At 43.8% G+C, this 26,867-nt stretch carries 21 protein-coding genes, 1 tRNA gene and 1 other RNA gene; 13 read left to right on the plus strand and 10 right to left on the minus strand.

From position 1 onward, the window contains the following. Nucleotides 1–12: 12 nt before the first annotated feature. The gene (locus Q4492_RS01520; RefSeq protein WP_303415497.1) at nt 13–603 is read left to right on the plus strand and encodes a 2-hydroxychromene-2-carboxylate isomerase; all 591 of its coding nucleotides are present in this window, start codon (nt 13–15) and stop codon (nt 601–603) included. Between the two features lie 75 nt (nt 604–678). On the opposite strand, the gene Q4492_RS01525 is transcribed toward Q4492_RS01520, so the two are convergent. The 7 genes from Q4492_RS01525 to Q4492_RS01555 form a co-directional block, all read right to left on the minus strand. Beyond that, nucleotides 679–800, minus strand: a non-coding RNA gene (locus tag Q4492_RS01525) — RtT sRNA. Nucleotides 801–841: 41 nt separating this feature from the next. Beyond that, nucleotides 842–929, minus strand: a tRNA-Ser gene (locus Q4492_RS01530). Between the two features lie 326 nt (nt 930–1,255). Beyond that, a complete protein-coding gene (gene ftsZ, locus Q4492_RS01535) occupies nt 1,256–2,479 on the minus strand; it encodes a cell division protein FtsZ (protein ID WP_303415498.1) in 1,224 nt (407 codons plus the stop codon). Between the two features lie 80 nt (nt 2,480–2,559). Further along, nucleotides 2,560–3,801: a cell division protein FtsA gene (gene ftsA / locus Q4492_RS01540; protein ID WP_303415499.1), complete on the minus strand. Its 1,242-nt coding sequence runs from the start codon at nt 3,799–3,801 to the stop codon at nt 2,560–2,562. Nucleotides 3,802–4,503: 702 nt separating this feature from the next. Next, nucleotides 4,504–5,139 (minus strand): gamma-glutamylcyclotransferase, encoded by a 636-nt coding sequence (locus Q4492_RS01545; protein WP_303415500.1) that lies wholly within the window; start codon nt 5,137–5,139, stop codon nt 4,504–4,506. Next, nucleotides 5,139–6,626, minus strand: coding sequence for a DNA recombination protein RmuC (gene rmuC, locus Q4492_RS01550; RefSeq protein WP_303415501.1), 1,488 nt, complete (start codon nt 6,624–6,626; stop codon nt 5,139–5,141). Before rmuC ends, Q4492_RS01545 begins: the two co-directional genes overlap by 1 nt. Before the next feature lie 4 nt (nt 6,627–6,630). Beyond that, nucleotides 6,631–7,026, minus strand: a complete 396-nt coding sequence (locus tag Q4492_RS01555) for a hypothetical protein (protein ID WP_303415502.1) — start codon at nt 7,024–7,026, stop codon at nt 6,631–6,633. A gap of 141 nt (nt 7,027–7,167) precedes the next feature. On the opposite strand from Q4492_RS01555, the gene Q4492_RS01560 reads away from it, so the two are divergent. From Q4492_RS01560 to Q4492_RS01595, 8 genes are all read left to right on the plus strand, one after another. Next, nucleotides 7,168–7,500, plus strand: coding sequence for a hypothetical protein (locus Q4492_RS01560; RefSeq protein ID WP_303415503.1), 333 nt, complete (start codon nt 7,168–7,170; stop codon nt 7,498–7,500). A gap of 15 nt (nt 7,501–7,515) precedes the next feature. Beyond that, nucleotides 7,516–8,154, plus strand: a complete 639-nt coding sequence (locus tag Q4492_RS01565) for an O-methyltransferase (RefSeq protein ID WP_303415504.1) — start codon at nt 7,516–7,518, stop codon at nt 8,152–8,154. Then, nucleotides 8,154–8,564, plus strand: a complete 411-nt coding sequence (locus Q4492_RS01570; protein ID WP_303415505.1) for a hypothetical protein — start codon at nt 8,154–8,156, stop codon at nt 8,562–8,564. The genes Q4492_RS01565 and Q4492_RS01570 overlap by 1 nt, the downstream gene beginning before the upstream one ends. 27 nt (nt 8,565–8,591) lie before the next feature. Beyond that, nucleotides 8,592–10,964 (plus strand): YdbH domain-containing protein, encoded by a 2,373-nt coding sequence (locus tag Q4492_RS01575; protein WP_303415506.1) that lies wholly within the window; start codon nt 8,592–8,594, stop codon nt 10,962–10,964. A 47-nt stretch (nt 10,965–11,011) separates the two neighbouring features. Continuing rightward, nucleotides 11,012–11,212, plus strand: coding sequence for a YnbE family lipoprotein (locus tag Q4492_RS01580; protein ID WP_368389426.1), 201 nt, complete (start codon nt 11,012–11,014; stop codon nt 11,210–11,212). 13 nt (nt 11,213–11,225) lie between these two features. Beyond that, nucleotides 11,226–11,570 (plus strand): YdbL family protein, encoded by a 345-nt coding sequence (locus Q4492_RS01585; protein ID WP_303415507.1) that lies wholly within the window; start codon nt 11,226–11,228, stop codon nt 11,568–11,570. A gap of 79 nt (nt 11,571–11,649) precedes the next feature. Beyond that, nucleotides 11,650–12,177: a disulfide bond formation protein B gene (locus Q4492_RS01590; protein ID WP_303415508.1), complete on the plus strand. Its 528-nt coding sequence runs from the start codon at nt 11,650–11,652 to the stop codon at nt 12,175–12,177. After that, nucleotides 12,174–13,235 carry a lipid A deacylase LpxR family protein gene (locus tag Q4492_RS01595; protein WP_303415509.1) on the plus strand — a complete coding sequence of 354 codons (1,062 nt, stop codon included), beginning with the start codon at nt 12,174–12,176 and terminating at the stop codon, nt 13,233–13,235. The genes Q4492_RS01590 and Q4492_RS01595 overlap by 4 nt, the downstream gene beginning before the upstream one ends. A 98-nt stretch (nt 13,236–13,333) precedes the next feature. On the opposite strand, the gene Q4492_RS01600 is transcribed toward Q4492_RS01595, so the two are convergent. Continuing rightward, nucleotides 13,334–15,319, minus strand: a complete 1,986-nt coding sequence (locus Q4492_RS01600) for a TonB-dependent copper receptor (RefSeq protein WP_303415510.1) — start codon at nt 15,317–15,319, stop codon at nt 13,334–13,336. A gap of 277 nt (nt 15,320–15,596) precedes the next feature. Here Q4492_RS01600 and gcvP point away from each other — a divergent pair, with 277 nt between their 5' ends. The 4 genes from gcvP to Q4492_RS01620 all read left to right on the plus strand — a co-directional run bounded on the left by gcvP (nt 15,597) and on the right by Q4492_RS01620 (nt 21,271). Continuing rightward, nucleotides 15,597–18,500: an aminomethyl-transferring glycine dehydrogenase gene (gene gcvP / locus Q4492_RS01605; protein WP_303415511.1), complete on the plus strand. Its 2,904-nt coding sequence runs from the start codon at nt 15,597–15,599 to the stop codon at nt 18,498–18,500. 347 nt (nt 18,501–18,847) lie between these two features. Beyond that, a complete protein-coding gene (locus Q4492_RS01610) occupies nt 18,848–19,108 on the plus strand; it encodes an HlyU family transcriptional regulator (RefSeq protein WP_303415512.1) in 261 nt (86 codons plus the stop codon). A 143-nt stretch (nt 19,109–19,251) separates the two neighbouring features. Beyond that, the gene (locus tag Q4492_RS01615) at nt 19,252–20,106 is read left to right on the plus strand and encodes an EamA family transporter (RefSeq protein ID WP_303415513.1); all 855 of its coding nucleotides are present in this window, start codon (nt 19,252–19,254) and stop codon (nt 20,104–20,106) included. Between the two features lie 217 nt (nt 20,107–20,323). Beyond that, entirely contained in the window at nt 20,324–21,271 is a 948-nt protein-coding gene (locus Q4492_RS01620) for a hypothetical protein (protein WP_303415514.1), read from the plus strand. Nucleotides 21,272–21,358: 87 nt separating this feature from the next. On the opposite strand, the gene atzF is transcribed toward Q4492_RS01620, so the two are convergent. Together atzF and uca are read right to left on the minus strand one after the other, a co-directional pair. Beyond that, nucleotides 21,359–23,164, minus strand: a complete 1,806-nt coding sequence (atzF, locus tag Q4492_RS01625) for an allophanate hydrolase (RefSeq protein ID WP_303415515.1) — start codon at nt 23,162–23,164, stop codon at nt 21,359–21,361. Further along, nucleotides 23,161–26,793, minus strand: a complete 3,633-nt coding sequence (gene uca / locus Q4492_RS01630) for an urea carboxylase (protein WP_303415516.1) — start codon at nt 26,791–26,793, stop codon at nt 23,161–23,163. Before uca ends, atzF begins: the two co-directional genes overlap by 4 nt. Nucleotides 26,794–26,867 lie beyond the last annotated feature (74 nt).

Raw genomic sequence — 26,867 nt, forward strand, 5'->3', positions numbered from 1 at the left:
GAATATTGCAGCATGGAAATCGACTACTACTTCACCAGTATTTCACCTTTTACCTATCTAGGTCATTCTGATTTTTTAAAGATAGCCAAAGAAGCTGGCGCACAAGTAAATTTCAAACCCGTCAAACTAGGTGAAGTTTTTGCTGAATCCGGCGCAACACCCTTACCGCAACGCCCAAAAAGCAGACTAGACTACCGCTTAATTGAACTTGGACGTTGGGCGAAGAAACGTGGCCTGCCGATCAACAAGCAGCCAAGCTTTTTCCCAACCAGCCCCGTTTTAGCTGACAAGTGCATTATTGCGCTTCAAGCCTCAGGGGCAGAAGCCGGAGCAGTCATTGGCCAGATTTTAGCCGCCTGCTGGGAACACGAAAAAGACATTGCCGATGAAAGCACCCTCAGAGAGATACTCAAGGCACACAATATTGATGCGGATGTACTACTCGCTAGCGCACAATCCCAAGCCATTGAAGAGATCTACACAAACAACACCAATGACGCCATTAACGCCGGTGTGTTAGGCGCTCCCTCTTATCTACTTAATGGCGAACAGTTCTGGGGACAAGATCGACTAGAACTACTTGAAGAAACCTTGAAACAGTAAGAGAAGCCAAAGCGAACGCCACGAGCTAGACACAAAAAAGCCCTGCGCTAAGCAAGGCTTTTTCGTTTTAATAGATGGCGGTCAGGGAGGGATTATTTCACCCCTTCGGGGCCGTGGTCGCAGGCTCCCACGTTGTCTCGCTTCGCTCGGCTCAAACCCTCTTCTCGGGTTCTCATCCCTCTAAATCGCAGACACAAAAAAGCCCTGCGCTAAGCAAGGCTTTTTCGTTTTAAATAGATGGCGGTCAGGGAGGGATTCGAACCCTCGATACCTTGCGGTATACACGCTTTCCAGGCGTGCTCCTTCGGCCACTCGGACACCTGACCATCCTGCATTGAGTGCGGCATAAAGCTGCTCATCAACGCGGCGCGAATTGTAACATAGACTCCCCTATCCGCAAGGTATTTAACGGAAAAATTCAGTGATCATTTGATCTTCGGGTATTTGTCGCAAAATAAACGGATTAGACGGTGCAAGAAAAGAGAAAATAAATCGATTAATGCCTAGATACAACGATCATATTTTCTAAAGTCACTGGAGGATTAAATTAAAAGAGGAGTGCTAACTAACAGGAGAAGAAAAAAAGCCCAGCTTAAAACTGGGCCAAAGTAATACCTGGAAGGTATAAAACTATCAAGTAGACTTAATTAACTTAGTCCGCTTGACGACGTAAGAATGCTGGAATATCTAAGAACTCCATGTCATCCGTACCTGTCTTTTGTAGAACAGGCTGTTCCTGTTCTATCTCTCTATGTATTTCAATCGGTTCTGCTTTCTGTCTTTGAGCGCTATCTTTGCGTGCGGAACGCATAACCGCAGGTAGTTCCAGCTGATCAAAATCAGAAACAGCGCCTGAAGCAGCAGCTACAGCGGAAGCACGTCCAGTACCTGTATTAACCACATCCACCTGTTGCTGGCCTGCACGTCCAAGACCTGTTGCAACAACAGTGACTGTTAATTCATCAGTCAACTCTGGATCAATTACTGTACCGACAACGATAGTAGCGTTCTCAGAAGCGTATTCTTCAACAATATTACCCACTTCTGAGAACTCACCCAAACTAAGATCAAGACCCGCGGTGATATTAACCAAAATACCACTCGCCCCCTTCAGGTCCACATCTTCAAGCAAGGGGCTTTTAATCGCAGCTTCAGTCGCTTCTGTTGCACGATCTTCACCACGGCCACTACCGCTACCCATCATCGCCATGCCCATTTCAGACATAACAGTACGGACATCTGCAAAGTCGACGTTGATCATACCCGGACGGATAATAAGATCAGCGATACCTTGTACAGCACCTTTCAAAACATCATTACACGTATTGAAGGCATTAAGCAGGCTAGTATTTTTACCTAGCACTGGCAGTAATTTTTCATTTGGAATAATGATAAGAGAATCTACATTCTCTTTAAGCTCATTAATCCCTTCATCAGCAATTTTAAGGCGTTTACGGCCTTCAAAAGAAAAAGGTTTTGTCACAACAGCGACCGTTAAGATTCCCATCTCTTTGGCCACTTCAGCAATAATAGGTGCGGCACCTGTACCTGTACCGCCACCCATACCGGCAGTGATAAAAACCATATCGGCTCCTTCCAGCATTTCGCCGATACGTTCACGATCTTCAATCGCTGCATGACGACCTACTTCAGGGTTTGCACCCGCACCCAAACCTTTGGTCAACTCACCACCGATCTGAATAACTGTTTTCGAGTGCATGTTATCTAATGCTTGCGCATCCGTGTTTGCACAGATGAACTCAACACCATCAACTTCAGAATTAACCATGTGCTGTACAGCGTTACCGCCGCCACCACCAATACCAATTACTTTAATTACGGCGCTTTGAGGAATATTATCCGCTAACTCAAACATACCGATCTCCTTCCAGTTTTTACGCTTATTTTAATTACTTAGCGTTTATTTAATGATTCATCCGTTTAATAAACAGGGTTTCAAAAATTACCTTGAAACCATGTTTTCATTTTATTCAACATACTCGCTTGCTGCTCAATCACTTCTACCTCAGCTAATTGAGCGCCAGACTCTCCGCCTTGATCATCATAGGCGTACTGCAGTAACCCCATACTTGTTGCATAAACAGGATTACCTAAAATATCTTCCATTCCTCGCGTACCTTGAGGAGACGCTAAGCGAACCGGCATATGAAAGATCTCTTCAGCCAATTCAACAGCACCCTCCATCTTGGATGTGCCTCCCGTCAACACAATGCCCGCAGCCACTAACTCTTCGAAACCACTGCGTCGAAGCTCAGCTTGAATCATATTGAATAATTCTTCGTAGCGAGGCTCTACAACTTCAGCTAATGATTGACGAGATAAAGTCCGTGCCGGACGATCACCTACACCAGGAACATTAATCATTTCATCCGGTGCGGCTAACTGAGCCAATGCACAGGCGTACTTAATTTTTATATCTTCTGCATGCTGCATAGGCGTGCGCAACGCCATTGCAATATCATTAGTAACTTGATCCCCTGCAATCGGAATCACTGCCGTATGACGTATAGAACCACCCGTAAAAATGGCGATATCAGAAGTACCGCCACCAATATCTACCATGCATACACCTAGTTCTTTTTCGTCTTCCGTCAATACGGAGTAACTAGATGCCAACTGTTCTAAAACAACATTGTCCACTTCCAGACCACAACGGCGGACGCACTTCTCTATATTTTGAGCGGCATTGACAGAACCCGTTACTAAGTGAACTTTGGCTTCCAAACGTACACCGGACATGCCTAAAGGCTCACGAATACCCTCTGAACTATCGATCTCATACTCTTGTGGCAATATATGTAGAATTTTTTGATCGGCAGGAATAGCAACAGCCCGTGCGGCATCAATTACCCGCTCTAGATCAAACTCGGTTACTTCACCATCTCTCACAGCAACAATGCCATGTGAGTTCAAACTACTAATATGATTACCCGCAATCCCAACAGCAACAGAGTGGATTTTACAGCCAGCCATCAATTCAGCTTCTTCGACCGCACGCTGAATAGAGCTCACCGTGGACTCGATATTAACCACCACCCCCTTTTTAAGACCTTTTGAGGGATGGGATCCAATTCCAACAATATCAATTGTACTGTCGACATTAACTTCCCCAACCAAACAAACCACTTTGGAGGTACCAATATCGAGTGCAACAATCATATTTGAGTTAGCTACCATATTCACACGCCGTACATTAATTATAGGCTGCCTTATTTTCACTTATTACCATTAATAAACCAACCTATTTTCGATGAATTTTTTTATATTTTGACTCTTTATTTTATATCTATAAAGCATCGCAATAAATTCACTCTATTTTACTTATCGGCCAAACAAAAATATATATTAGGAAAAAAGTTCAAATATTTCAAAACACTAGCGCAATCTAAACAGATAAAACAAAATCGTACAATAAATATACACTGCTTATTCAACAGGTTAAAAATATATTAAAAATCAAAATTTGATATTGATATTTTAACAACAAATCAAAATCAATTTTTGAATAATCTAGCAGAGATCAAAATCTAAATTTGATTATTCACGTAAATATCAAATTTAAATATTGAATATTCATGCAATTATCAAAATTAGGTTTTGATTATTTTTTAAAATAATTTATTGGCGCTTAAATTAAATTTTAAGACAATTTTTAACTATGAATCAGTTTCAGCTTGCCGCTAAACGCACCACCTTTTTAGGTAATAGACCTGTGCAGTTCATTACAGTAACCAGGTAAAAAAATCAGATTTAGCCCAATAAATACTCATTCCGCTCGGGAAAAACACAAGGAGGATTAGCAACACAATAGAAAGCGCTCACTGGCATACTGTGAGCCACCAGTAAGAAGAGAACTAAGATCTACTACAAGGGCAGCACTTAACGACGGTAACTATAACCTGTATCCATTTCGCGCCAGTTTTCAAGATGGGGCGCTTCTTTCAGGTAGGCTCTTATGGAGGTATTCCCATCCGCAAGAAAGGAAGAGTCTAAAAAGTTATCGAGCACTTCGGCACCTTGCCCCTCAGCAGCTTGCAAGCAGAAAGCTAAATAACGGGGGAAAGGCAAAATGTCATTACGCCATAATTGGCCACTGTAGTATTGGCCGACACGCTCATAATATTCCTGCTCAGAGGCGCATTTAGTTTGCCTATATGCAGTATCTGTATTGGTCGTGCACATAAAGCCTCTCGACACTCCCTCTTCGGGATGAAACGTATCGACTTCTAACCAATCATAACGATGCTCTCGCTCATAGAGCGCATGATAAGCATCATCACTACATTCAAACTGTGAACAGATGATCGTTGAATCCCTAGCTTCAAGCGTAGAACAGCAAGCAATCTCTTGTGAATCCGCCGTGGCATTGTGGCGGCTAAAGAAAACCACCCCAACCTTATTAAAAACTCGTTTATAACCTGATACTTCCACAATGCGAAAGTTTTCTAGACTCGGTACCGTTTCCCGAGCAGAGCGTTCAGACAAGAGCGAGCCGTAACCAATGATTGATTTCATTACTGATCCGTTTCTGATGCCCGCGCCAATAGATCGGAACTGAGTTTTTTCTTCCCTTCAGCTCCCAGCTTTTGCAACATAGCCACTTGATTCACTAAATTACCTCGCCCACTGCTAAGACGTTTATGAGCTGTATCAAAAGCCTGTTGAGTTTTATGAAGGTTACGCCCTATATCATCAATAGATTCAACAAAGCCGACAAACTTATCATGCAGCTCGCCACCCCGCTGTGCGATCTCTTTCGCATTTTGATTTTGATGCTCATAACGCCAAATATTATGAATTGTACGTAGCGTAACCATCAATGTGGATGGACTAACTAACATGATATTTCGGTCAAAAGCTTCTTTAAAAAGATTCGGTTCTTTCTCTAAAGCCAATAGAAACGCGCCTTCGATAGGAACAAACAGCAGTACAAAATCAAGGGAGCGAACACCTTCTAGCGTTTGGTAAGCCTTATCACTCAAGCCTTTAATATGGCCCCGTATCGACAGAAGGTGCTCCCTTAAAAAACGCTGCCTTGCGCCATTCTCACCTTTAGATGTATCGGCAGAGCAATACTGCTCGTAAGCAGTTAAAGAGACTTTAGAATCCACAATCACATCTTTACCATCAGGTAGATGGATAATTGCATCTGGCTGGTAGCGCTTACCCTCCTGTGATGCATTTACCTGTAACTCGAACTCACTCCCTTTGCGTAAGCCAGACTCTTCTAGGACTCTCTCTAAGATGACTTCACCCCAGTTCCCTTGGGTCTTACTCTCGCCTTTTAAGGCATTCGTAAGGTTAACCGCATCTTCACTCATCTGCTGATTAAGCTGTTTCAGCTGGCTAATTTGTGTGTATAAGGCTTGTCTGTCTTTCGTTTCTTTATCGTACACATCTTCGACACGGCGCTTAAAATCGCCAAGCTGCTCACGTAAGGGGGTTAAGAGATGGCCTAAGTTTTCTTTACTCGTCTCAGAAAAACGCTGGGCTTTTTCATCAAAAATACGGTTGGCCAGATTTTGAAACTCTTGCTTTAACTGCTCGCGCGCTTTTTCTAATGTCGCTAGCTTCTCTACTTGCGCCTCTCTTTCTGCATCTAAACGCGTTTCCAGCTCCGCAACCACTTCACAACGATCTGATAACTGGAAAACAGTTTGTTCCAACTTTTTTTCTAATTTGTTTTTTTCTGTTACTAAGTTGTCTAGCAAAGGTTCAATATAAGCTAAACGTTCCTCTAACCGAGCCCGCTGCATATCCAAGCCATGATGACGTTCATTCAGTTGCTGAAACTCAGATTTAAGCTGAATATGCTCCTGTCGCTCAATTTCTAGTGCCCCTTGAGCTTGCAGAAGCGTTTGTTCTAACTGATCATTACGCTCACTCAATTGACGGCGCAACGAAGAAAACATTAATTTGGCAACAACAAACGCCACAACCAACCCAGCTACAGTACCTATTAACAAACTTCCTACATCAAGCTGTGTTAGCGATGGCATCATTAAATTACCAATATAAATATAAAACAGGGATAGAAAGAATAACTAAAGGCGAGGTCAACATTAATGCCTTAAATTCACCAAACATCTGTTGAATCACTATGACATGAACAACAGGGAAGGAGATAAAGACACAAAGTAATGCGATCCACCATTCCAAATTGATAAATCCGTAAGCAGCAGAGAAAACAAGAGTTAAGGCTGCAAGATTGCCCAACATAACAATAGTCACCATACCGTTACGCGTACTCGCAAACGGGGGTTTCTCCTCTTCAGACAGTTTATTTAACGCCCCTGCACTCAATGCAGCAGACATAGAAACAACTCCTGTCACTAAGAAAATAATCAGTGGATCAATAATAGGCACGCCGGTACTCCATAAAAGTAATAAATCAGACCGCATTGTAAGGCTTTTATCTATAGCTGTTAACTGACTGTTTGTACGGATACAAAAGCACAACCCATAAATATAAGAACCGATCAGGCTTTCTACCACTCAGCGCTCTATAATGAATACGCCAATTAATGCTCTAGAGGAACTTTTATGCTAAAAGCAAGCAGGCTCTTATGGCTTTTTCTCTTGCTACCACTGCCCATATATTCTGAGTCTACTCCCGCCTATCGCGTTATTGATGACAGCTATACCGTCTGCGATACCCTCGATCAATATAAGCAACTTCTGCACTGGTCTCTGTATGCTGTAGGAACACCACCAAAAACAGGCTGCCGCCCAGCCCCTGCCAATGCAAAAGCCATTATCAAGCAGTGCCCAGAAAGTGATATTATTATCTGCCAATTTGAATTGAGCCCTGTTGACGGCAGTCCCCTGCTAAATGTCTGGGCCAGTAAAGTGATATTAAGGGCTGAAAAGCCATAGACAGAGAAGATATACGTGGAATTTCTGGTAAACGAAGCCGTTGAAGATTATGCCTTTCAAAGTACAACTCCTGAACCTGAACTTTTACAGGAGTTGATTGATGAAACTAATAAAAATATGGGTTGGCCGCAAAAGTTATCTGGCCGTTTAGTGGGGCGTACACTTAAATTATTATCTCAGCTCCACCAGCCAAAAAATGTATTAGAGATTGGCATGTTTACGGGTTACTCAGCACTATCAATTGCTGAGGGTATGCCTGAAGATGGCAAAATAATCTGCTGTGAAACCAATCCACGTGCCATAGAGTTTGCACAGACTTTTTTTGACCGCAGCCCTCACGGTCATAAAATTGAAGTTATATTTGGTAAAGCGCTGGAAACTATAGAGACTCTCGATATTCAGTTAGACTTTACCTTTATTGATGCCGATAAACGTAACTACCTGAATTACTACCATAAAGTGCTAGAAATGACTCGCCCAGGCGGACTTATTGTTTTAGACAATATGCTGTGGTCAGGTAAGGTATTACAACCCGAATCAGATATAGATGATGTACTGGTTGATCTAAACAAAGAGATTGCCACAGACCCGAATGTTGAAAACCTATTCCTTACCGTAAGAGATGGAATGAATGTGGTGAGGAAAATTCGCTAATGTCGTATTTAATTAAAAGCTATCAAACCGATATCCCCTCTCTAGAAAAAATAGACGGGGGTCTCACCATGATCAACTCAGAAGATTATGCGATCTCAACCGCCGCTGAGCTTTTAGATCTCTATTTAGAAACTGACAACAGCGCCCCTTTAATGCCACTCTTAATTAAGCTACGTGATGAAATCATTGAAGACTTAGATCAAGTAGGTTCAGTTAAAGAGATCTACGGCCTAATGTATTGGCTATTGGGCGACAAGGGAATCGATAACCGTGGTGAATCATTAGAAGAAACCGCTGATAGACTCGGCGACATTGATATCGAGAATGATAGCGATCAATACACCGATATTATATTCCACCTAAAAGATGCGGTCGAAAGACTGTACGATTTAGAACTCGAATCAGCCTAATAACTCTTTTAATAAAATGGAGGCGGTATGCGAAAGCGCGCTAAGCTATTTTGGTGGCTACTGTCTTCTAGTCTGACATTTCTTTTACTTCTGCCCATCGCTCTATACTTTCTTTCGCCGATACTTGCCCAAAAAGGGCTTGAACACTGGTTACAAAAGCAAGAGTTTTCCCATGTTGAGTTAGTTATGGAGCCTCCAAGCTGGGATTCACTGCGAATAGAAAAGCTCAAATTGCAAAAAAACCAAACCGGCAAACAGATCACCCTTTCAACAGAAAATATCCTACTGCGTTTTAACCCTGTCGATCTGTATCTACGTCAGCGCCTTAGCTTAATCCAACTGCCAAAATCGGATATTACCATCACCTATTTAACGGACAGTATTGAAACAGAAGAGAGCAACGACCTTATCGATTTAAGTAATCGTCTACCTCAGCAATGGTTCAAAAAAATACCTGTAGATCTTATCCAAGTTGGTGAATTGAATCTCAACCTAGATTACCCATCGGATACCGCAGACTGGCGTTTTAGCGGCGCTCTTCTTTTTGATGGAGAAGAACTCTACAGCCGCGTTAAATTCTATCGAAACAGCAAAGACTTAGGCTGGGGCGACTTAAAGCTAGGTTACGATAACCATTTTTACCTAAGGCTTTTAGAAAACGACGAACCCTTTCTCACTATAGATGGCGCGCTTTCCTATACCGATCAATTACAGCTGGACTCAACTCAACAGATAGAGGTCGCCGGACTTCAACGCTGGAAGAATGAAATATTTCCAACCCTAAGCACTGCGATAACAGCGAGCAACAACACAGAAAAACCGCTCGTAGTGAATGGCCAGCTTAAAACTCAAGGGATAACTCATTTCCCATTACGCACTCAGTTTACCCCTGATGCGCTGCTGGAAAGCATACAAACACAACAAACAATAAACGCTAGCTTAAACCTGCTAAACCCCACACAAGAGATAGAACAAGCAAAAGCTGAACTTAGTGGAGATATAAACTTTTCACGCAGTCACTTAAAGGCATCCATCGATAAGGCCAGCACACTTACTGTGCTCAATATCAATCATGCGGCTTTAAGCCAACCTATTCAAAAGCTTAGCATTCAGCTTCAAAACCCAGTGGATGTAGATTTAAACCTTGCAAAAGAAACATTGAAAGCTCCCCTATCGCCACAAATACAACCGTTGAAACTCAAGATCAATACCACGTCGATAAACTTACCTGATATAGCTATAGCGCCGCTGGAGCTTAATTTAAATCTGCAGAAACTAGACGTAATGCAGGGAGATCTACAAGGCCATGCAGAACTTCAAAAGGTCGATATACAACTACAAAAAAAGCAGCAACCGCTAATCAATCTGTCAACCGAATTCAAACTAAGCAAACAACAACTCAGTCATAACTACACACTCAGCTCACCAGACTTACCTGTCGTCATAAATGGTACAACAGCAACAGATATAACAACGTTGAACAGCCGCTTTAACTGGGAAATTAAACCTATCAGCTTAGCGACAGTCGACACGCCCCTGCGGAAATATTTCACTATACCAGCAGAACTTAGCCTTAAAGCAGGCAGCCTTTTTCATAAGGGTAGTGGTCAATTTAAAAACAACCAACTATCAATCAATGCCAACACGAGCATCCGAACAGCGACAATTGGCTGGGGCGAATCACTTATTGAACAACTAGATCTGGATTCCAAAACAGCACTTACCCCCTCTGGACGCTTAACTGATACAGGCAACATTAAGCTAGGAAAGGTTACAAATGGCATTGAGATCACAAAGGTCAGTACAAATTACAGCTACACGCAAGAGCGTAGCAAAAGGCGTGATCTCGTCTCTTTAAAAACGCTTACCGCTGAAATACTCGGTGGACGTATAAAAGTAAAGGATCTGGAGTTTGATCCGTTAAACCCAGACCTAGCAACACAACTTGATATTGAACAGCTTGATTTGGGCGAAGTACTTAAACTTGAACAGCAACAGGGATTATCAGGAGAAGGAAAACTCTCAGGTAGTTTTCCCTTACGTTACAAAGATGGCGAAATAAGCGTCAATAATGGCAAGCTACTTAGTTTAGCGCCTGGAGGGAAAATAATATTTTCACCAAGCGCTTCGGTTGCAGCTTACGCAGCCACTAACGTTGGTCTAAAAACAGCAATAGACGCTTTAGAAAACTTCCACTTTGAGTTATTAAATATTCAACTTAATTATGAACCCGATGGCACTGCGTTACTAACAACTCGCCTAAAAGGTAGTAATCCAGATTGGCATAACGGCCACCCCATCGACTTTACCATTAACGTTGAGGAAAACATTCCCAAACTACTTAAAACACTTCAATTCGCAGATAAATTGACGAGAACAATTGAGAAGCGTTATCGTTAAGGCAATTAAGACTTAAGTTATAAGTAAGCTACTATTGAGGAACGATCATGAAACTAACTTCTTTACTTCCACCCATGGCGCTTTTGATTGCGTTAGCTGGTGTTAGCGGATGTTCACCCCGTGTTGAAGTCGCCGTTCCTAGCGAACCCATCACAATTAATCTTAATGTTAAGATAGAACATGAAATTCTTGTTAAAGTTGATCGAGAGATTGATGATCTTCTATCTGAAAACAGCGATATTTTTTAAGGGAGCTTAAGTGATGAAACAGTTAAACCTACGTAATTTTATAGCGCTATTCGCACTCATGCTCTCAATTATAGCGACACCCGTTTGGGCGATTTCTATGGATGACGCCAAATCACAGGGGTTGATCGGGGAGAGAAGCAACGGATATATTGGTGTTGTTACCTCCACACCCTCTGCTGGCCTACGTAGCCTCGTCGATAGTATCAACAATAAACGCCGCGAAGCCTATACAAAACGTGCAGCTAAAGCGGGCGTAGAAAGATCCGTTTTTGAAATCCGTATGGGGCAACGTCTACAGCAACGTACACCTGCTGGACAATATATCCAGCTTCAAAACGGTAATTGGCAAAAGAAATAACCGGCGTATCTACACCTCTACGAACAAGAACCGCTCTATATAAGATGCTCTTGTTCGTAGAACACTTAAAGAGAGTAAGATGAGTACTACAGACCCCATCTATCGCCGCTTTAACTTCTTAGGCTTTATATTATGCTTAACCGCCGTTATCTATGCGATCTATAGCCTACAAGACCCTATAACCCATACCAGCAGCCCACTGGTGTCTATTTCAAAGCTCTTAGTTTTAATCAACGCCCTACTCTTCTTTATGGCTTTAATTCACAATCCACAGACCTTCGGGCAGCGGTTTTATGGAACACTTAATACCCTGCTATCTGCTACAGGCATAACCTTAGCCAGCTACCACTTATGGAAACACTCCATTAGCTCAACCTTGAGCCCAGCCACCTGCGAACAGCCTATAGAACTACTTTTAAGTGAACAAAAATCGATTAATGGTAAACTAGCAGAACTGATCAATGCAGCGATCCAATGTCCCGTGGAACAGATAAGCCTTATTGGCTTAGGGACGGCCGAACAATGCTTAATCTTATTTGTCGCACTTTTTGTGATCAGTTGGAAGATTCTAACCCGCCGTACAAAAAACAAAGGGCTATTTCTGTGACACTTACTCCACGCGTGGCATCTGCTACCTGTTTTTTATTACTCACAACGCAGGCAGCTTTAGCAGAACCCAAGGCGCCTTGGACCTTAAATCTATATTTTGAAAATGATCTATTTGCTGAAACCGATCAAGACTACACTAATGGTGTACGGGCCTCTTGGGTTTCACCTAATGTGAATGATTATCTCAATGATGAGAGGCTTCCTAGTTGGGTCAGAGGTATCACCCCATACCTTCCTCTATTTGACCCAAGCGATAAAACGTCCAATCAACTACAACGCAACGTGGTTATTAGCGTTGGGCAGCAGATATATACACCCCAAGATATTGATCGTACCAGTGTTGACCCTAATGATCGCCCTTATGCCGCTTGGTTATATGGTGGTTTGGCTTACCATAGCCGAACAAAAAACAGGATGAATACGGCTGAGCTTAATTTAGGTATTGTCGGCCCTCTCGCCTTAGGCCAAGAAGCACAAGACTTTATCCATGACATTCGCGGCTTTGAAAAATTTAAAGGCTGGGATAATCAGCTCAAGAACGAACCCGGCTTTCAGTTAGTCTACGAACACAAAAATCGTATAGTAAAAGGGCAACTTTCCCCTTTTTTTGAATACGATACTATCATCCATGGCGGTGGCAGCTTAGGTAATGTTGCAACCTACCTCAATGCCGGTGCTGAACTAAGATTTGGTTGGAACTTGCCACAAGATTTTGGCACATCGGCCTTACGTAGCGGCGGTGATAATAGCGCGCCGGGGTTAGGCGATGGACGTTATCAGCGAGGCAGCCGTAATCATAACCTCGGGGTACATGCTTTTATATCTATGGATGGCCGTTGGGTAGTCCAAGATATTTTCTTAGATGGAAACACCTTCCGCGATAGTCACTCTATAGACAAAGAAAATCTTGTCGGTGAAACAGCCTTCGGTATTGCAGCTCTTTACCATGGCTGGAAAATTTCATTTGCGCAGGTGCATCGCAGTCGAGAATTTAAAGCACAAGATGAGGGGCACTCTTTTGGCTCACTCAGCCTAAGCTACTCATACAGTATATAGCGCGAAGTCACAGGCAAAATAGATAAAGGAGAGAGGCTGGATCAGCTCGTAAATACCAACGACCTGATCCAGTATATTGCAGCGTCTAGTTAGACTAATTAGAAATGAGCGCTAACTTTAACCCAGATATTTTGACCCGGCTCAGCAACCTGTACAGGATCAGTATCTAGCAGATAATCACGGCTTTCATGCAATGTATAGTCCTTATCAAACAGGTTATCTACACCCATAGCAACCACAAAACCATTGCTGGCCGTATACTCTCCGTGCAAATTAACGAGCCCATAACCGGGTGTTTTACGTACGTCCTGTCCACCACAAGCATCGCTACTTAAACACACATCATTTTGCTGAGCGACTAGCTTCCATTCAACACCCGCTTTCCACTGCTGCTTCTGGTAATTAAGTGATGTGTTCAACTCAAGTGGAGAGATGCGCGATAGGTTTGTGTCATCGGTTGTATTTTCACCTTCCAACCAAGCAAGAGAAGACCCAAACTCTAGTGTATCTGTTAGTTTGTATGAGAGCCCGGCTTCTAAACCGTACAAGGTGGCATCAACGTTTTTATACTGTTCAGTACCGCCTGATTTAAACCGTAAAATATAATCATCAACACGGTTATACCAACCCGTTAATGTCCAATTCAAATCACCTTGATCACTGGCCAATACTGCTTCTAATTGGTGATGTTTTTCAGGGTCTAGCTGAGGATTACCGATCCAAGGTGTACCACTGGTTTTAGCAATATAACGTTCTGTTGCATCAGCTGTACGAACACTACGAGAGAACGTTGTTTCAATAGTATATTGCTCATTTAAACGATGCGTCCAAGAAGCAAAACCACCTACATTATTTTCATTACTATCGATCTCAGTCGTACCATTTATCGCAGTATACTGAGACGCAGGCGTCGTCATACCAAAGGTTTCACCAGCTCTAGAAGCTGATGCTTCTACGCGGTCATAACGTACACCAGCTTTGAGCACATCATCACGGGTTAGGGCTTTTTCGCCCTCAACAAACAAACCCGTTTGATCAATAGAAACACCTGGCCACTGACTAAACGCCGCCATGCCATTCATCTTCATATAACCAATAGCTGTACGATCATTATTTTGGATATCAGCACCAAAGGTCCAATCAATATCGGCAGCATTAGCATCAAAAACAATGCGTATACCTTCTGTATCTGAGCTTGAAGGCACACCCATCATACTGTTTTCCATTAAATGGATAACATCCGATTTATACGCTTCTACTTTTAACTGACGCAATGCACCTTGAGTAAATTGATGCTCAAGTTTGATACGCGAATTTTCCGCATCGGCATAAGGACTATCCATCTGTGCGCCGGGGAAAAGTACATCTTCCTCATCAACTTTTTCAAAGCTCGCTTGCAACGTTGTATTTTCACCTAAACGAATACCCGCCAAAATCGCATTTGATTGGCTGTCATATTTAGACTCAACTTCGTTACCCGCACCATCCTCATAATTCTCAGATTCACCTTCATGAGCAATAAAGCGGATATAACCATCATCATTACCCGCCTTAATATCTGCACCTAGCTCCCACTGCTCACCATTTCCACGATAGCTACCTGAAATATCCGCGTTATAACCTTTCTCATCAATCATCGGCCAATCACGTTCAAACAAAACCGTACCGCCTGAACCACCGCCACCATAAATCACAGTGCGGTTACCTTTTATTACCGTTACACGATCATAACTATCAACGGAGGTATAAGCGGTTGGCGGATCCATGCGGTTTGGACAACCACCGTGAATATAACCACCGTCCAATAAAATATTTAACTGAGTTTCTTTCTGACCACGAATCACTGGATCTAATGCTCGCCCGCCCATACGCACAGCCGACACACCGGTAATACTTTGTAGTAGCTCACCACCATCGGATACAGGCGAAGCTTTAACACCTGAAGTAGACTTACTAACCGTTGTCTCTAATGAAGGTAAACCTTGGTTAATCTCAATAACCATATTTTGATCAGACTCATGGCCCGCCTGAGCCAATTGGGAGACAGACGCTGCCACCATCAACGATATAATTTTCTTTTTCACAGGTTCACCTTAATAAACTTTCATTAGAAACAACTAAATTGCGCGAATTCTAATAGAACAGAGTCAAAAAAGGGATGTGACACAGTGTCGCAGACTTAAGCCGTAAATTGACCTTAACAACAATATTCCGAAATATTCCGAATAAGAGAAAAAAGTTTCCTAAAGTAAACTTTTGTCGTTTACCTCTCACAAGCATAGAAAAAAACAGGTATGATTAGCCCAAATTTTGAGCACTTTTTTCTAAATAAATAAGCAACTGATTACAGGTAATTAAAAGATGCCGTTACAGAATCAGACTCCACTATCTACGCTGGAGCAAAAAGATGCGTTCATCGCACGTCATATTGGCCCCTCTGCCGCAGAACAAAAGGCTATGCTGGACGAACTGGGTGTAGCTGACCTTGATCAGTTAATAGAGCAGACCGTTCCCGAGTCGATCAAAGTAACGTCCCCGATCGCACTTGATGATAGCCGTACCGAAGATGAAGTTCTGGCTTACCTTAAATCCGTTGCCCAAAAGAATAAGATCAACACATCAATGATAGGTATGGGTTACACCGATACCATCGTGCCTAATGTAATTTTACGTAATGTATTGGAAAATCCGGGTTGGTATACAGCCTATACTCCCTACCAACCGGAAGTATCCCAAGGCCGTTTAGAAGCGATTCTTAACTTCCAAACCATGATTCTTGACCTAACCGGTTTAGATCTAGCAAACGCCTCTCTGCTTGATGAAGCAACCGCGGCCGCTGAAGCGATGACACTGTGTAAACGTATGTCAAAAGCGAAAAAGGCAAATACCTTCCTCGTTGACAAAAACGTACACCCACAAAATATCAGCGTTATACAAACCCGCGCCGAACCACTCGGTTATGACGTAGTTGTAGGTGATGTAGCTGAACTGGTCGATCAACATGAATTTTTTGGTGTATTAGTTCAGTACCCTGGCACAACAGGCGACATCAACGACTACGCGGAACTGGTTGAAAAAGTACACGCGAAGAAAGCGCTGTTCTGTGCAGCGGCAGACATCATGAGCTTAGTCCTACTTAAATCACCCGGCGAACTTGGTGCTGACGTGGTATTTGGTTGTGCTCAACGTTTTGGTGTACCTATGGGATACGGTGGCCCACATGCGGCTTACTTTGCAACCCGTGATGCTTACAAACGTTCTGTACCCGGCCGTATTATCGGTGTTTCTATCGATGCCCGCGGTAATAAAGCCCTACGTATGGCGATGCAAACCCGTGAACAACATATTCGCCGCGAGAAAGCCACGTCAAATATCTGTACTGCGCAAGTACTGCTGGCCAATATGGCCTCGTTTTACGCGGTTTACCACGGCCCAGACGGTCTTAAAACCATTGCAAGCCGTATCCACCGTCTAACCGATATCCTCGCAAAAGGCCTACAGTCCAAAGGCGTTAAGCTGCTAAATAACAGCTGGTTTGATACCCTTACACTGGAAGTAGACAACGCAGAAACGGTCTATCAAGCAGCCCTTGATGCAGGTATTAACCTACGCAAGGTTAGCGACACTCAATTAGGCATAACCTGTGACGAATGCACGAACCGTGAAATTATCAATACCTTATGGAACTGCATTTTAGGTGAAGGCCATGGGCTTGATATTGAAGCGATAGATGCCGACCTAACGGCCAAAGGTTCTAACTCTATACCTGCTGCGCTGGTACGTGAATCAGCGATCCTTCAGCACCCCGTTTTTAACAGCTATCACAGTGAAACTGAGATGCTGCGCTACCTTAAGAAACTAGAAAACAAAGATATCTCCCTCACGCACAGCATGATCGCGTTAGGTTCATGCACCATGAAACTCAACGCAACCGCAGAGATGATCCCAGTGACTTGGCCTGAATTTGGTCAACTGCACCCCTTTGCACCGATTGATCAAGCACAGGGCTATAAACAACTGATTGATGAACTGGAAGATCAGCTAAAAGCGATCACAGGGTTTGATGCCATCTGCATGCAGCCTAACTCCGGCGCTCAAGGGGAATATACCGGCCTACTGGCTATCCGTAAATTCCACCAATCAAATGGCGATCACCACCGCAATATCTGCCTAATCCCAACCTCTGCCCACGGTACCAACCCTGCGTCTGCAGCCCTTGCTGATATGAAAGTCGTGCTGGTTAGCTGTGATGATAAAGGTAACGTTGATGTTGCGGATATGCGCGCTAAAGCGGAACAACATAAAGATGACCTTGCCTGCCTAATGATTACCTACCCATCTACACACGGTGTATATGAGGAAAGTATTTGTGAGATATGCGACATCATCCATGAGAACGGCGGACAAGTTTACATGGACGGCGCTAACCTAAACGCACAGGTGGCAGTCAGCCAGCCTGCAGCCATTGGTGCCGATGTCTCCCATATGAACCTACACAAAACCTTCTGTATTCCTCATGGCGGCGGTGGCCCAGGTATGGGACCTATCGGTGTTAAAGCGCACCTAGCACCCTTTGTTGCCAACCACCCAGTACAACCGATTGAAGGGCCTAACCCTGAAAATGGCGCAGTCTCCGCAGCCCCTTGGGGTAGCGCATCAATTTTACCAATCTCTTGGGTCTATATCGCCTTAATGGGCGGCACCGGCCTTCGTGCAGCTACGGAAAATGCCATCCTAAACGCTAACTACTTAGCGAAGAAACTAGGCGAGCACTACCCTGTTCTTTACGCAGGCCGTAATGATCGTGTTGCCCACGAGTGCATCATTGATATACGCCCGCTAAAAGAGCTATCAGGTATCACTGAGGAAGATGTATCTAAGCGTCTAATGGACTTTGGTTTCCATGCCCCAACTATGTCGTTCCCTGTGGCAGGCACTTTAATGATCGAGCCAACCGAATCTGAATCTAAAGCAGAGTTGGATCGTTTTATCGAAGCAATGGTCACCATTCGCGAAGAGATCAGCCAAGTGCAAGATGGCACAATGGACGCGGAGAATAACCCGCTAAAGCATGCGCCTCATACACTGGAAGATCTTATCGATCCAAACTGGGATCGCCCATACAGCGTGGCTCAAGCCGCCTTCCCTGTTAAACGCCTAAAAGACAGCAAAATCTGGCCAACCGTTAACCGTATCGACAACGTATACGGCGACCGCAACCTATTTTGCTCATGCCTTCCGGTAGAGGATTACGCTGAAGGGTAATTTATTTGTCGGTTTACAATAAAGATTGTGAATCGACATTAAAGATTGTGAATTTCAATAAAGATTGTGAAAACATCTCCGGATAAATTAGGAAAATGTTTACAATGGCGTTGAAATTAAAAAATGGGCCTGACGGCCCATTTTTCGTTTAGAGCAAGTAAATATGTTATCAGGAAGCATTGTTGTTAATTACCACGCCGAGCGTGGTAACGAGATACGAGACAGAAACACTGCAACTTAAGTCTATATCCAGTTGTACAAAAAGTAGTCATTTGGTACTGAGGTTATTCCACTTTTCTCTAACAATGCTCATAGTGTCGAAAACAATAAAATATAGGAGCATCGTTATGAGTCTACTTGGGTCAATTAAATCTCTGTTTTCACCTCTGCCGGATGGCGCCATTCGTTATAAAGGCTACACCATTGCGGCCCTACCAGAGGAAGAGTTTGGTCGGTACCGGTTGCATGCAGTCATCAGCAAAAAGAAGAATCACCGTAGCTATACCCTGATTGACCGTGTTGCGGATAAGCAAAACTGTATAACACTGACGCATCAAAAAGCGAAAAGGCTCATTGATCAAAAAGGCGATAAGATCTTCGCCCATTAAACACTAAAAGCTTTCCTCCTCGTTCCCATGCTCTGCGTGGGAGCAAAATAATTCTGTCACTTTTGCCTATTGCTGAAAATACTAGGGGGATGATACTGTCAAAAATAAAAAATATTATATCGAAGGGATAGGTTTTGGGAATAATGGATAACCCTTATGTGTTAATCGGGCTGTCGGTCATTATGCATGTGACTTGGAACTTGCTGGCACGCCACGTTAATTCACGCGCAAATTACCTCTGGTGGGGGCTACTTTCCCACTGCGTCATACTGGGACCTTTTGCACTTTGGCATCTTATTCTCAATGCTCAATGGGAATGGCCTTTAGTCGCCGCTATGGCGGTAACTGCATGCGCTAATATTTTCTACTTCGTCTCTTTACGGCGCGCCTACCACTATGCGCCTGTCTCTTTAGTTTACCCACTGGCGCGTAGCTCACCTTTATTAATTGCTTTATGGTCTTTCCTATTCTTTGGCAACAGCTTTAGTCCATTTGAGCTGTTTGCTATTTTGGTAAGCGTTGTAGGACTTTGGGTTGTAGGATCTTCCTCTAAGGTTGGAGATACAAAGAAAGCATTGCCTTGGACATTTGCTGCGGCGCTTGGAACTAGTATTTACTCGTTAAGCGATAAAGTGGCGGTCGCTTATATTCCCGGTTTTGCCGAACAATTAGGTTTTATCACTATTGGTTATTTATGCGCATTTATTGGCTTAACGCTGATTCAACATCGTGAAAGTAAGCGGTGGGTACCGGCAGAACGCCCTTCACTGTTTTATATAATTTTAGGTGGCTGCTGTATAGGCACCTCTTATGCGCTCGTGGTGAGAGCCATGGGCTTAATGCCTGCGGCCCATGTTGTATCCTTTACCAATGCGGGCATCATTTTAGCGGTGTTATTCTCTATTTTTGTTTTCCATGAAAAGGATCATTGGCAGAAACGACTGCTCGGCGCCATTATTGTTAGTGCAGGTTTAGTCTTACTTTATTGGGGTGCTTAGTACTCAATAGCATTGATACTTTAAAGCACCAAGCTAAGAACAAATTATAGTGAGTCAATCGGAAGCCAATCAAGCTTAGCTAAAACACAGAGTGAGCGATTATTGTTTAAGATCAGCCTATTCACAAAAAAAGAAAGACAACGCTATTAATATTTTTCCACTCTCTTCATCTCCTATATGATGTTCCCCATTAGCGTTTTGAAGTAAAGGTCCCCCGATGAAGATTGAGACACCGATAAAATCACTTTTATTACTTAGCATATTAAGCTTCCCAGTATCTGCCAGCAATGAATATGCAGGGGCAGCACATGTCATCAAAGGCGGTGCTGAAGTTAAAACCCAAACTTTATTTAGCTGTGAGAATGGGCGATCTCGTTTATCGCCTATAGGTGTAAAATCTATTAATGATCACTCATTTACGGTACCAGCTAAGGTTCAATATGAAGCTGATAAATTTGCCAGCAATCTTTATGATGAGTGCTCTAATGTAGTACCCAGCTCCTTAGCTGAAGTTGATCTATCTTCAGTCCCCGTCATTGAAGTCGATCAAGAGGGTGAGGTCATTACCGGTTATATATTTGCTGATAATTACTTTGAGCTATTTATTAATGGCAAGCTCATTGGTGTTGATCCTGTACCTTTCACACCGTTCAATTCCAATATTGTAAGATTCAAAGTTAAAACGCCGTACGACATTGCGATTAAAGTTGTCGACTGGGAGGAAAACTCAGGTTTAGGTAGTGAGAATAACCGCGGAAAACGCTTTTTCCCTGGAGATGGTGGGCTCATTGCAAGTTTCTCTGATGGTACTAAAACCAATGCAGACTGGTCCGCCCAAACCTTTTATACAGCCCCAATTTATGACTTAAGCTGCGTAGAAGAGGTTGGCGAGCAACGTATGACTAAAACCTGTGATACCAGCGGTCGCGATGAATATATTGAAACCTACTCATTGCATTGGGATATCCCATCAAACTGGGAATCAAGCGACAGCTATTTATCTTGGCCTAAATCCGTAGAATTCACGGAAGATGAGATCGGTGTTAATAACAAAAAAGCCTACATGAATTTCCGTGAGAAATTTACTGGGACAGGCGCTTCGTTTATTTGGTCAAGCAATGTAATTTTGGATAACCTCGTATTATTCAGATATCACGTAAAATAAATAAGCTCTCCCAAATATCGATTTATAAAAAAAATGACATGCACTAGGCATGTCATTTTCGTTAACGCTTAGCTATCGATTATCAGCTCATTTAGCAAGCATATAGTTACGCCAGCCACCATGATGAGTTATATCTTCAGCCGTTTCGATCGCATAACCTTCACAGATAAAGCTCGTCACCCAACGGCCATCCGCTAATTCCACTTTGCCTAAACCTAGCGGTTGCGGAATCCCTTGTAGAAAGCTACCTAGTTCCGTTTGGGGTAAAGTCCACACTTCCACATCAATTGCGCTTCCTTCACCTTCAGACCGAATCAAACCGGGACGAAAGGGAGGACCTCCCGCCAGTGCGTATAACTTATAATTAGCAGATGTTTGCGTTGCTTGAACTAGGCTTGCCCCCCTCTCCTGCAGTTGGAAATTCAGCGGTAAGCCTTCAAGGTGTGCGCCACAAACAGCTAGTTCTACCCAGCCCTCTTGTATTGTCGCCGCAGGTAAAAGCTTAGGAAGCGGTGTATTTGTCGCACCTAAAGGTAAGCCTAAACTTTGCTGCCAAGATCCACCAAAACTTAATAGTTTTCTATCTGACCATGCCGGACCAAAAAGCGTAATACCAAACGGCAACCCAGATGTTTGTATACCTGCAGGTAACGCAATAGCGGTGTAATCCAGCAGGTTCATAAAGTTAGTGTAGTAACCCACATTTGAATTTAGCTTAATGGGATCTGCATTAACTTCATCAATGGTATAGATAGTACCCGCGGTAGGGATCACCACTGCATCGACAGTAGATAAGATCGCATCACACTGCACTTTATAAGCCTGCAATTGATAGATCGCCTTAAACGCATCTACCGCAGTTTTCCCTGCAGCGCCGCCAATAATGGTTTCTATTACAGGCAGGCAACGGCTGGAATCTTCCTCGAAGAAAGATTCAATCGCGGCATAGCGTTCAGCAACCCAAGGGCCTTCATAGAGCAGCAGTGCTGCTTGGGCAAAAGGATCAAAATCGATCTCGGTCAGTTCAACACCTTGCTCTCGCAGTTTATCCAGCGATGCGTTAAACAGCGCTTCGGCACTCTTATTACCAAAAAATGCTAACTGCTCAGGCGCTGGCACACCAACCTTACGACCTTTAAGCGCGTTTTCAGGTTGGTAAGCTGAGGCATCGTTAGAAGCTACATTAGGCCTTGCATAACAATCTGTCTCATCATATTCGCCGGCGATATCCAACAGTAGATTAAGATCATCCGTTGTGTGGGCAAAAATAGTAATACAATCTAGGGTTTTACAGGCCGGTACTAAGCCTGTGCAGCTGACCATGCCTTTAGTTGCCTTCATCCCCAAGATATTATTAAACGCGGCGGGAACCCGTCCAGAACCTGCAGTATCTGTACCTAAAGAGAAACAGACCTGACCCGTCGCCACCGTGACCGCACTACCAGAACTTGAACCGCCGGAGATATACTCATCATTAAAACTATTTTTCACCGCGCCCCACGGGCTACGCGTACCGACAAGTCCCGTTGCAAACTGATCCAAATTGGTTTTACCTAAAGGCACAGCCCCCGCATTGATAAGAGCCTGAACCACATAAGCAGAGGAGTCAGGCTCATAAGTATAAGCTTTACACCCCGCAGTGGTTGGTAGCCCAGCAAGATCAATATTATCTTTGATCGCAAAAGGTATTCCGTAAAGAGGTAGCTCTTTAATCGTTTTACCTTTTAGGTTATTCAGAAATCCATTTAACTGCTCATCCGAGATAGATTCTATCCAGCAGTTACGTGTATCAGCTCTGGCCTCAGCCAATTTTTGAGTAAGGTACTCAGCAGGTGACCACTGCTCTGATTCATAAGCGGCTAATAGTTCTATTACTGTTATTGGCATATTCATACAGCACCCGTCTCCTGTGATATTACTGATGTTTCTACTTGAGTCTTAATAACCATAAGTCGCTGACCCGAGTGAACTTGAGCCCCCGTTTCTTGGCTGATACTACTAATAACGCCCGATTCAGATGCAACCACTTCTAATTCCATCTTCATTGCTTCTAAGATCATGACGACTTCACCCGCTTTGACCTTTTGACCTGGTTCTACCAAGACCTGCCAGATATTTCCTGCCACTTGGCTTTCCACTGCGGTTTCATGTTCGCTAAGCAGCTCATCAAGCCCTTGAGACTCAACCATCATATCTGCTTCAAAGTTAGCTTGGCCGCTCTCAACCCAGCGTTGACGTTCCTCCTCAAACGCAGTTTGTTGACGCTCTTTACACTGCAGAATTTCATCCTGATGCTGATCAAGTAAGGCTTGATACTCAGCAAGAGAAAACTCAGTTTCCTCTATTTTGACAGGGTATTTACCCCGAGGGTGATCACGTCGAATCTCCTTCAGCTCCTCTGCACTCACCTCATAGAAACGGATCTGATCAAAAAAGCGCAGTAACCAAGGCTGCGTAAACGCCTCAGTTTTACGGTAGCGGTTCCACATCTGTAAGGTACGACCAATAAACTGATAACCACCCGGCCCTTCCATACCGTAAACACACATGTAGGCCCCCCCAATGCCGACCGCATTTTCCGGTGTCCATGTACGTGCTGGGTTGTATTTTGTCGTGACTAGGCGATGTCTTGGATCCATAGGTGTTGCCACCGGCGCACCTAAATACACATCCCCTAACCCCATCACAAGGTAGCTAGCATCAAAGACAATTTTCTTAACATCTTCGACGGAATCTAAGCCATTAATTCGACGGATAAACTCAATATTGTCAGGGCACCAAGGGGCATCTTTACGTACTACTTCATCGTATTTTTTAATCGCTAAGCGCGTTGCTTCGTCATCCCAAGAAAGTGGTAACGAAACTATACGTGCAGGCACCGTTAGCTTATCTATATCACCCAGATCAGCTTCAGCGTGCTCTAACAGCTCAATCAGCTTAGCTATAGGTAGCTGTAAATTATCGTAATGTACTTGTAGCGAACGAATACCCGGTGTGAGCTCTTTAATACCTGTGATATTCAGCGCTTGGAGTTTCAGCATTAATGCATGAACACGGAAGCGTAATTTAATATCAAGACGCTGCGGACCGTACTCCACCAGCAGAAAGTCTTCACCACTTGGACGATAAACAACGTTTTCGCCATAGGTTTCTTTAGGCAACACTTTAACAATCGGTGAGTCGATAACCGCTTGGGGCAGCTCACTCTCCTGAATAGCAACAGAGGATACTTGTTGTAACTGCTCACGTTCAGCATCGGCAGCATCGGCAATAGATACAGGTAAAAATCGTACAGTATCACCCGCTTTTAGCTGACCCATCTTCCACAGATCAGCTTTGATAATCGTAGCAGGACAAACAAAACCACCTAAACTTGGACCATCAGGACCTAAGATCACTGGCATATCACCGGTAAAATCGATCGTACCTACAGCATACGCATTATCATGAATATTAGATGGATGCAGACCTGCTTCACCACCATCAGTTCTCGCCCATTCAGGTTTAGGCCCAATCAGGCGAACCCCAGTGCGGCTCGAATTGAAATGAACCTGCCAATCTGCGGCAAAAAACTCAGAAATATCTTTATCTGTGAAAAAGTCCGGTGCGCCATGAGGGCCGTAAATAACACGAATCTGCCAATCATTTGTTAACTTAGGCGCAGATTTTACTTGTGCACCGGCCTCAGCAGATATTTGGAAACGACTATCAAGCTGGAGTACATCACCAGAACGTAGCGCTCTACCCGCATGCCCACCAAACTGCCCTAAGGTGAAGGTCGATTTACTGCCTAGATAATCAGGGCATTTAATACCACCGGCAACCGCAAGGTAAGCACGCGCGCCATCTCCTTTTGTCGCACCCAACGCTAAGGTTTGACCGGCTTTAATAGCTAGCACGGTGCCCATAGGTACCGCCTGACCTTCTAAGGTTGCAGCAAGTTCAGCCCCCGTAATCACCACTTGAGTCGCTTGGTTAAAGCGCAGTGTTGGCCCGCTAATAATAATCTCGAGCCCAGCGGCATCCACAGGGTTATTAAGCAGCTGATTTGCTAACCTAAAACTAACAGAATCCATAGGACCTGAAGGTGGTACACCAATATCCCAATAACCTTCACGACCAGGGTAATCTTGGATCGTTGTTTGTGTACCGGCATTAAGTACATCAAACGTGTACGGCTGATAATTAAAGTCATTAAGAGAGCGTGTTAATACTTGGCCGCTCTGTACAACCTCGCTACCTAATAGCTGATGTAGATAACCTAAATTATGCTCAATACCATAAATCGTTGATTCCGATAGCGCCTGCATTAAACCCGTTAAGGCTTGCTGACGCGTAGGCGCATGGAAGATCACTTTTGCTAACATAGGATCAAAAAATGGGGAGACTTCGACGCCTGCCTCAATCCAGTGTTCAACTCGTAGACCGTCGATCTCCGGCCACTCCACATGGCTTAATAAACCGGCGCAAGGTTGGAACTCTTTATTTGCATCTTCAGCATACAAACGCACCTGAATCGCATGACCTTTAGGGCTTAATCCTGCTCCCTCTTTAACAAGATCGAGTTCATTAGCACCCTGCTTCACCATCCATTCAACAAGGTCGACACCAAAAACCTCTTCTGTTACCCCGTGCTCAACCTGGAGGCGTGTATTGACCTCAAGGAAGTAGAAACGCTCAGTGGTCTGATCCAGTACAAATTCAACCGTACCTGCATTTCGGTAGTTAACCTGCTCTGCTAAACGTACCGCTGTATTTTGTAACGCTGTACGTGTTTCATCACTTAGATTAGGTGCTGGCGTTTCCTCAATCACTTTTTGGTTGCGACGCTGAGCGGAACAATCCCTCTCTCCTAGCGCTACAACATTTCCAGCGCCATCACCAAAAATCTGAACCTCTATATGGCGTGCATGCTGGATAAATTTTTCAATAAATAAACCACTATTACTGAAGTTATTCTCACTTAAGCGGCGCACTGAGTCGTACGCATCAGTTAGTTCTTGGGCAGTATCACAACGTTGCATACCAATACCGCCGCCACCGGCTGTGCTTTTCAACATAACAGGATAACCAACCCGCTCTGCTTCTTCTAACGACTGCTCTAAACTATCTAATAGACCTGTACCCGGTAGAAGGGGTACTTTCGCTTGCTCGGCTAACTCACGAGCTGAATGCTTAAGACCAAAGTCATTCATCTGTTCAGGTGTTGGCCCTAAAAAGGTAATCTCTTCACTTTCACAGCGCGCAACAAAATCGGGGTTTTCACTTAAAAAACCATAACCGGGGTGTACTGCTTCAGCACCGCTCTGTTTAGCTATGGCGATAATTTTATCTTGATCAAGGTAAGTTTGGGTGGCAGCCCCTTCACCTAAGGAATAGGCCTCATCCGCTTGAAGTACATGTAAGCTATCCGCATCTGCTTCACTATAAATGGCAACACTAGTAACACCCATTTTGCGAAGTGTGCGAATAATACGACAAGCAATGGCACCACGATTAGCAATTAGCACTTTAGAAAACATATGTATTCACCTGAATGTCTGGGTCGTCCCAGCAACACTCTAAGGGCTTAATTGGGGTCGTCCCCGCCCATTTT

Origin of the sequence: Neptuniibacter sp. 1_MG-2023, assembly GCF_030547185.1 — a bacterium.
Lineage (GTDB): Bacteria > Pseudomonadota > Gammaproteobacteria > Pseudomonadales > Balneatricaceae > Neptuniibacter.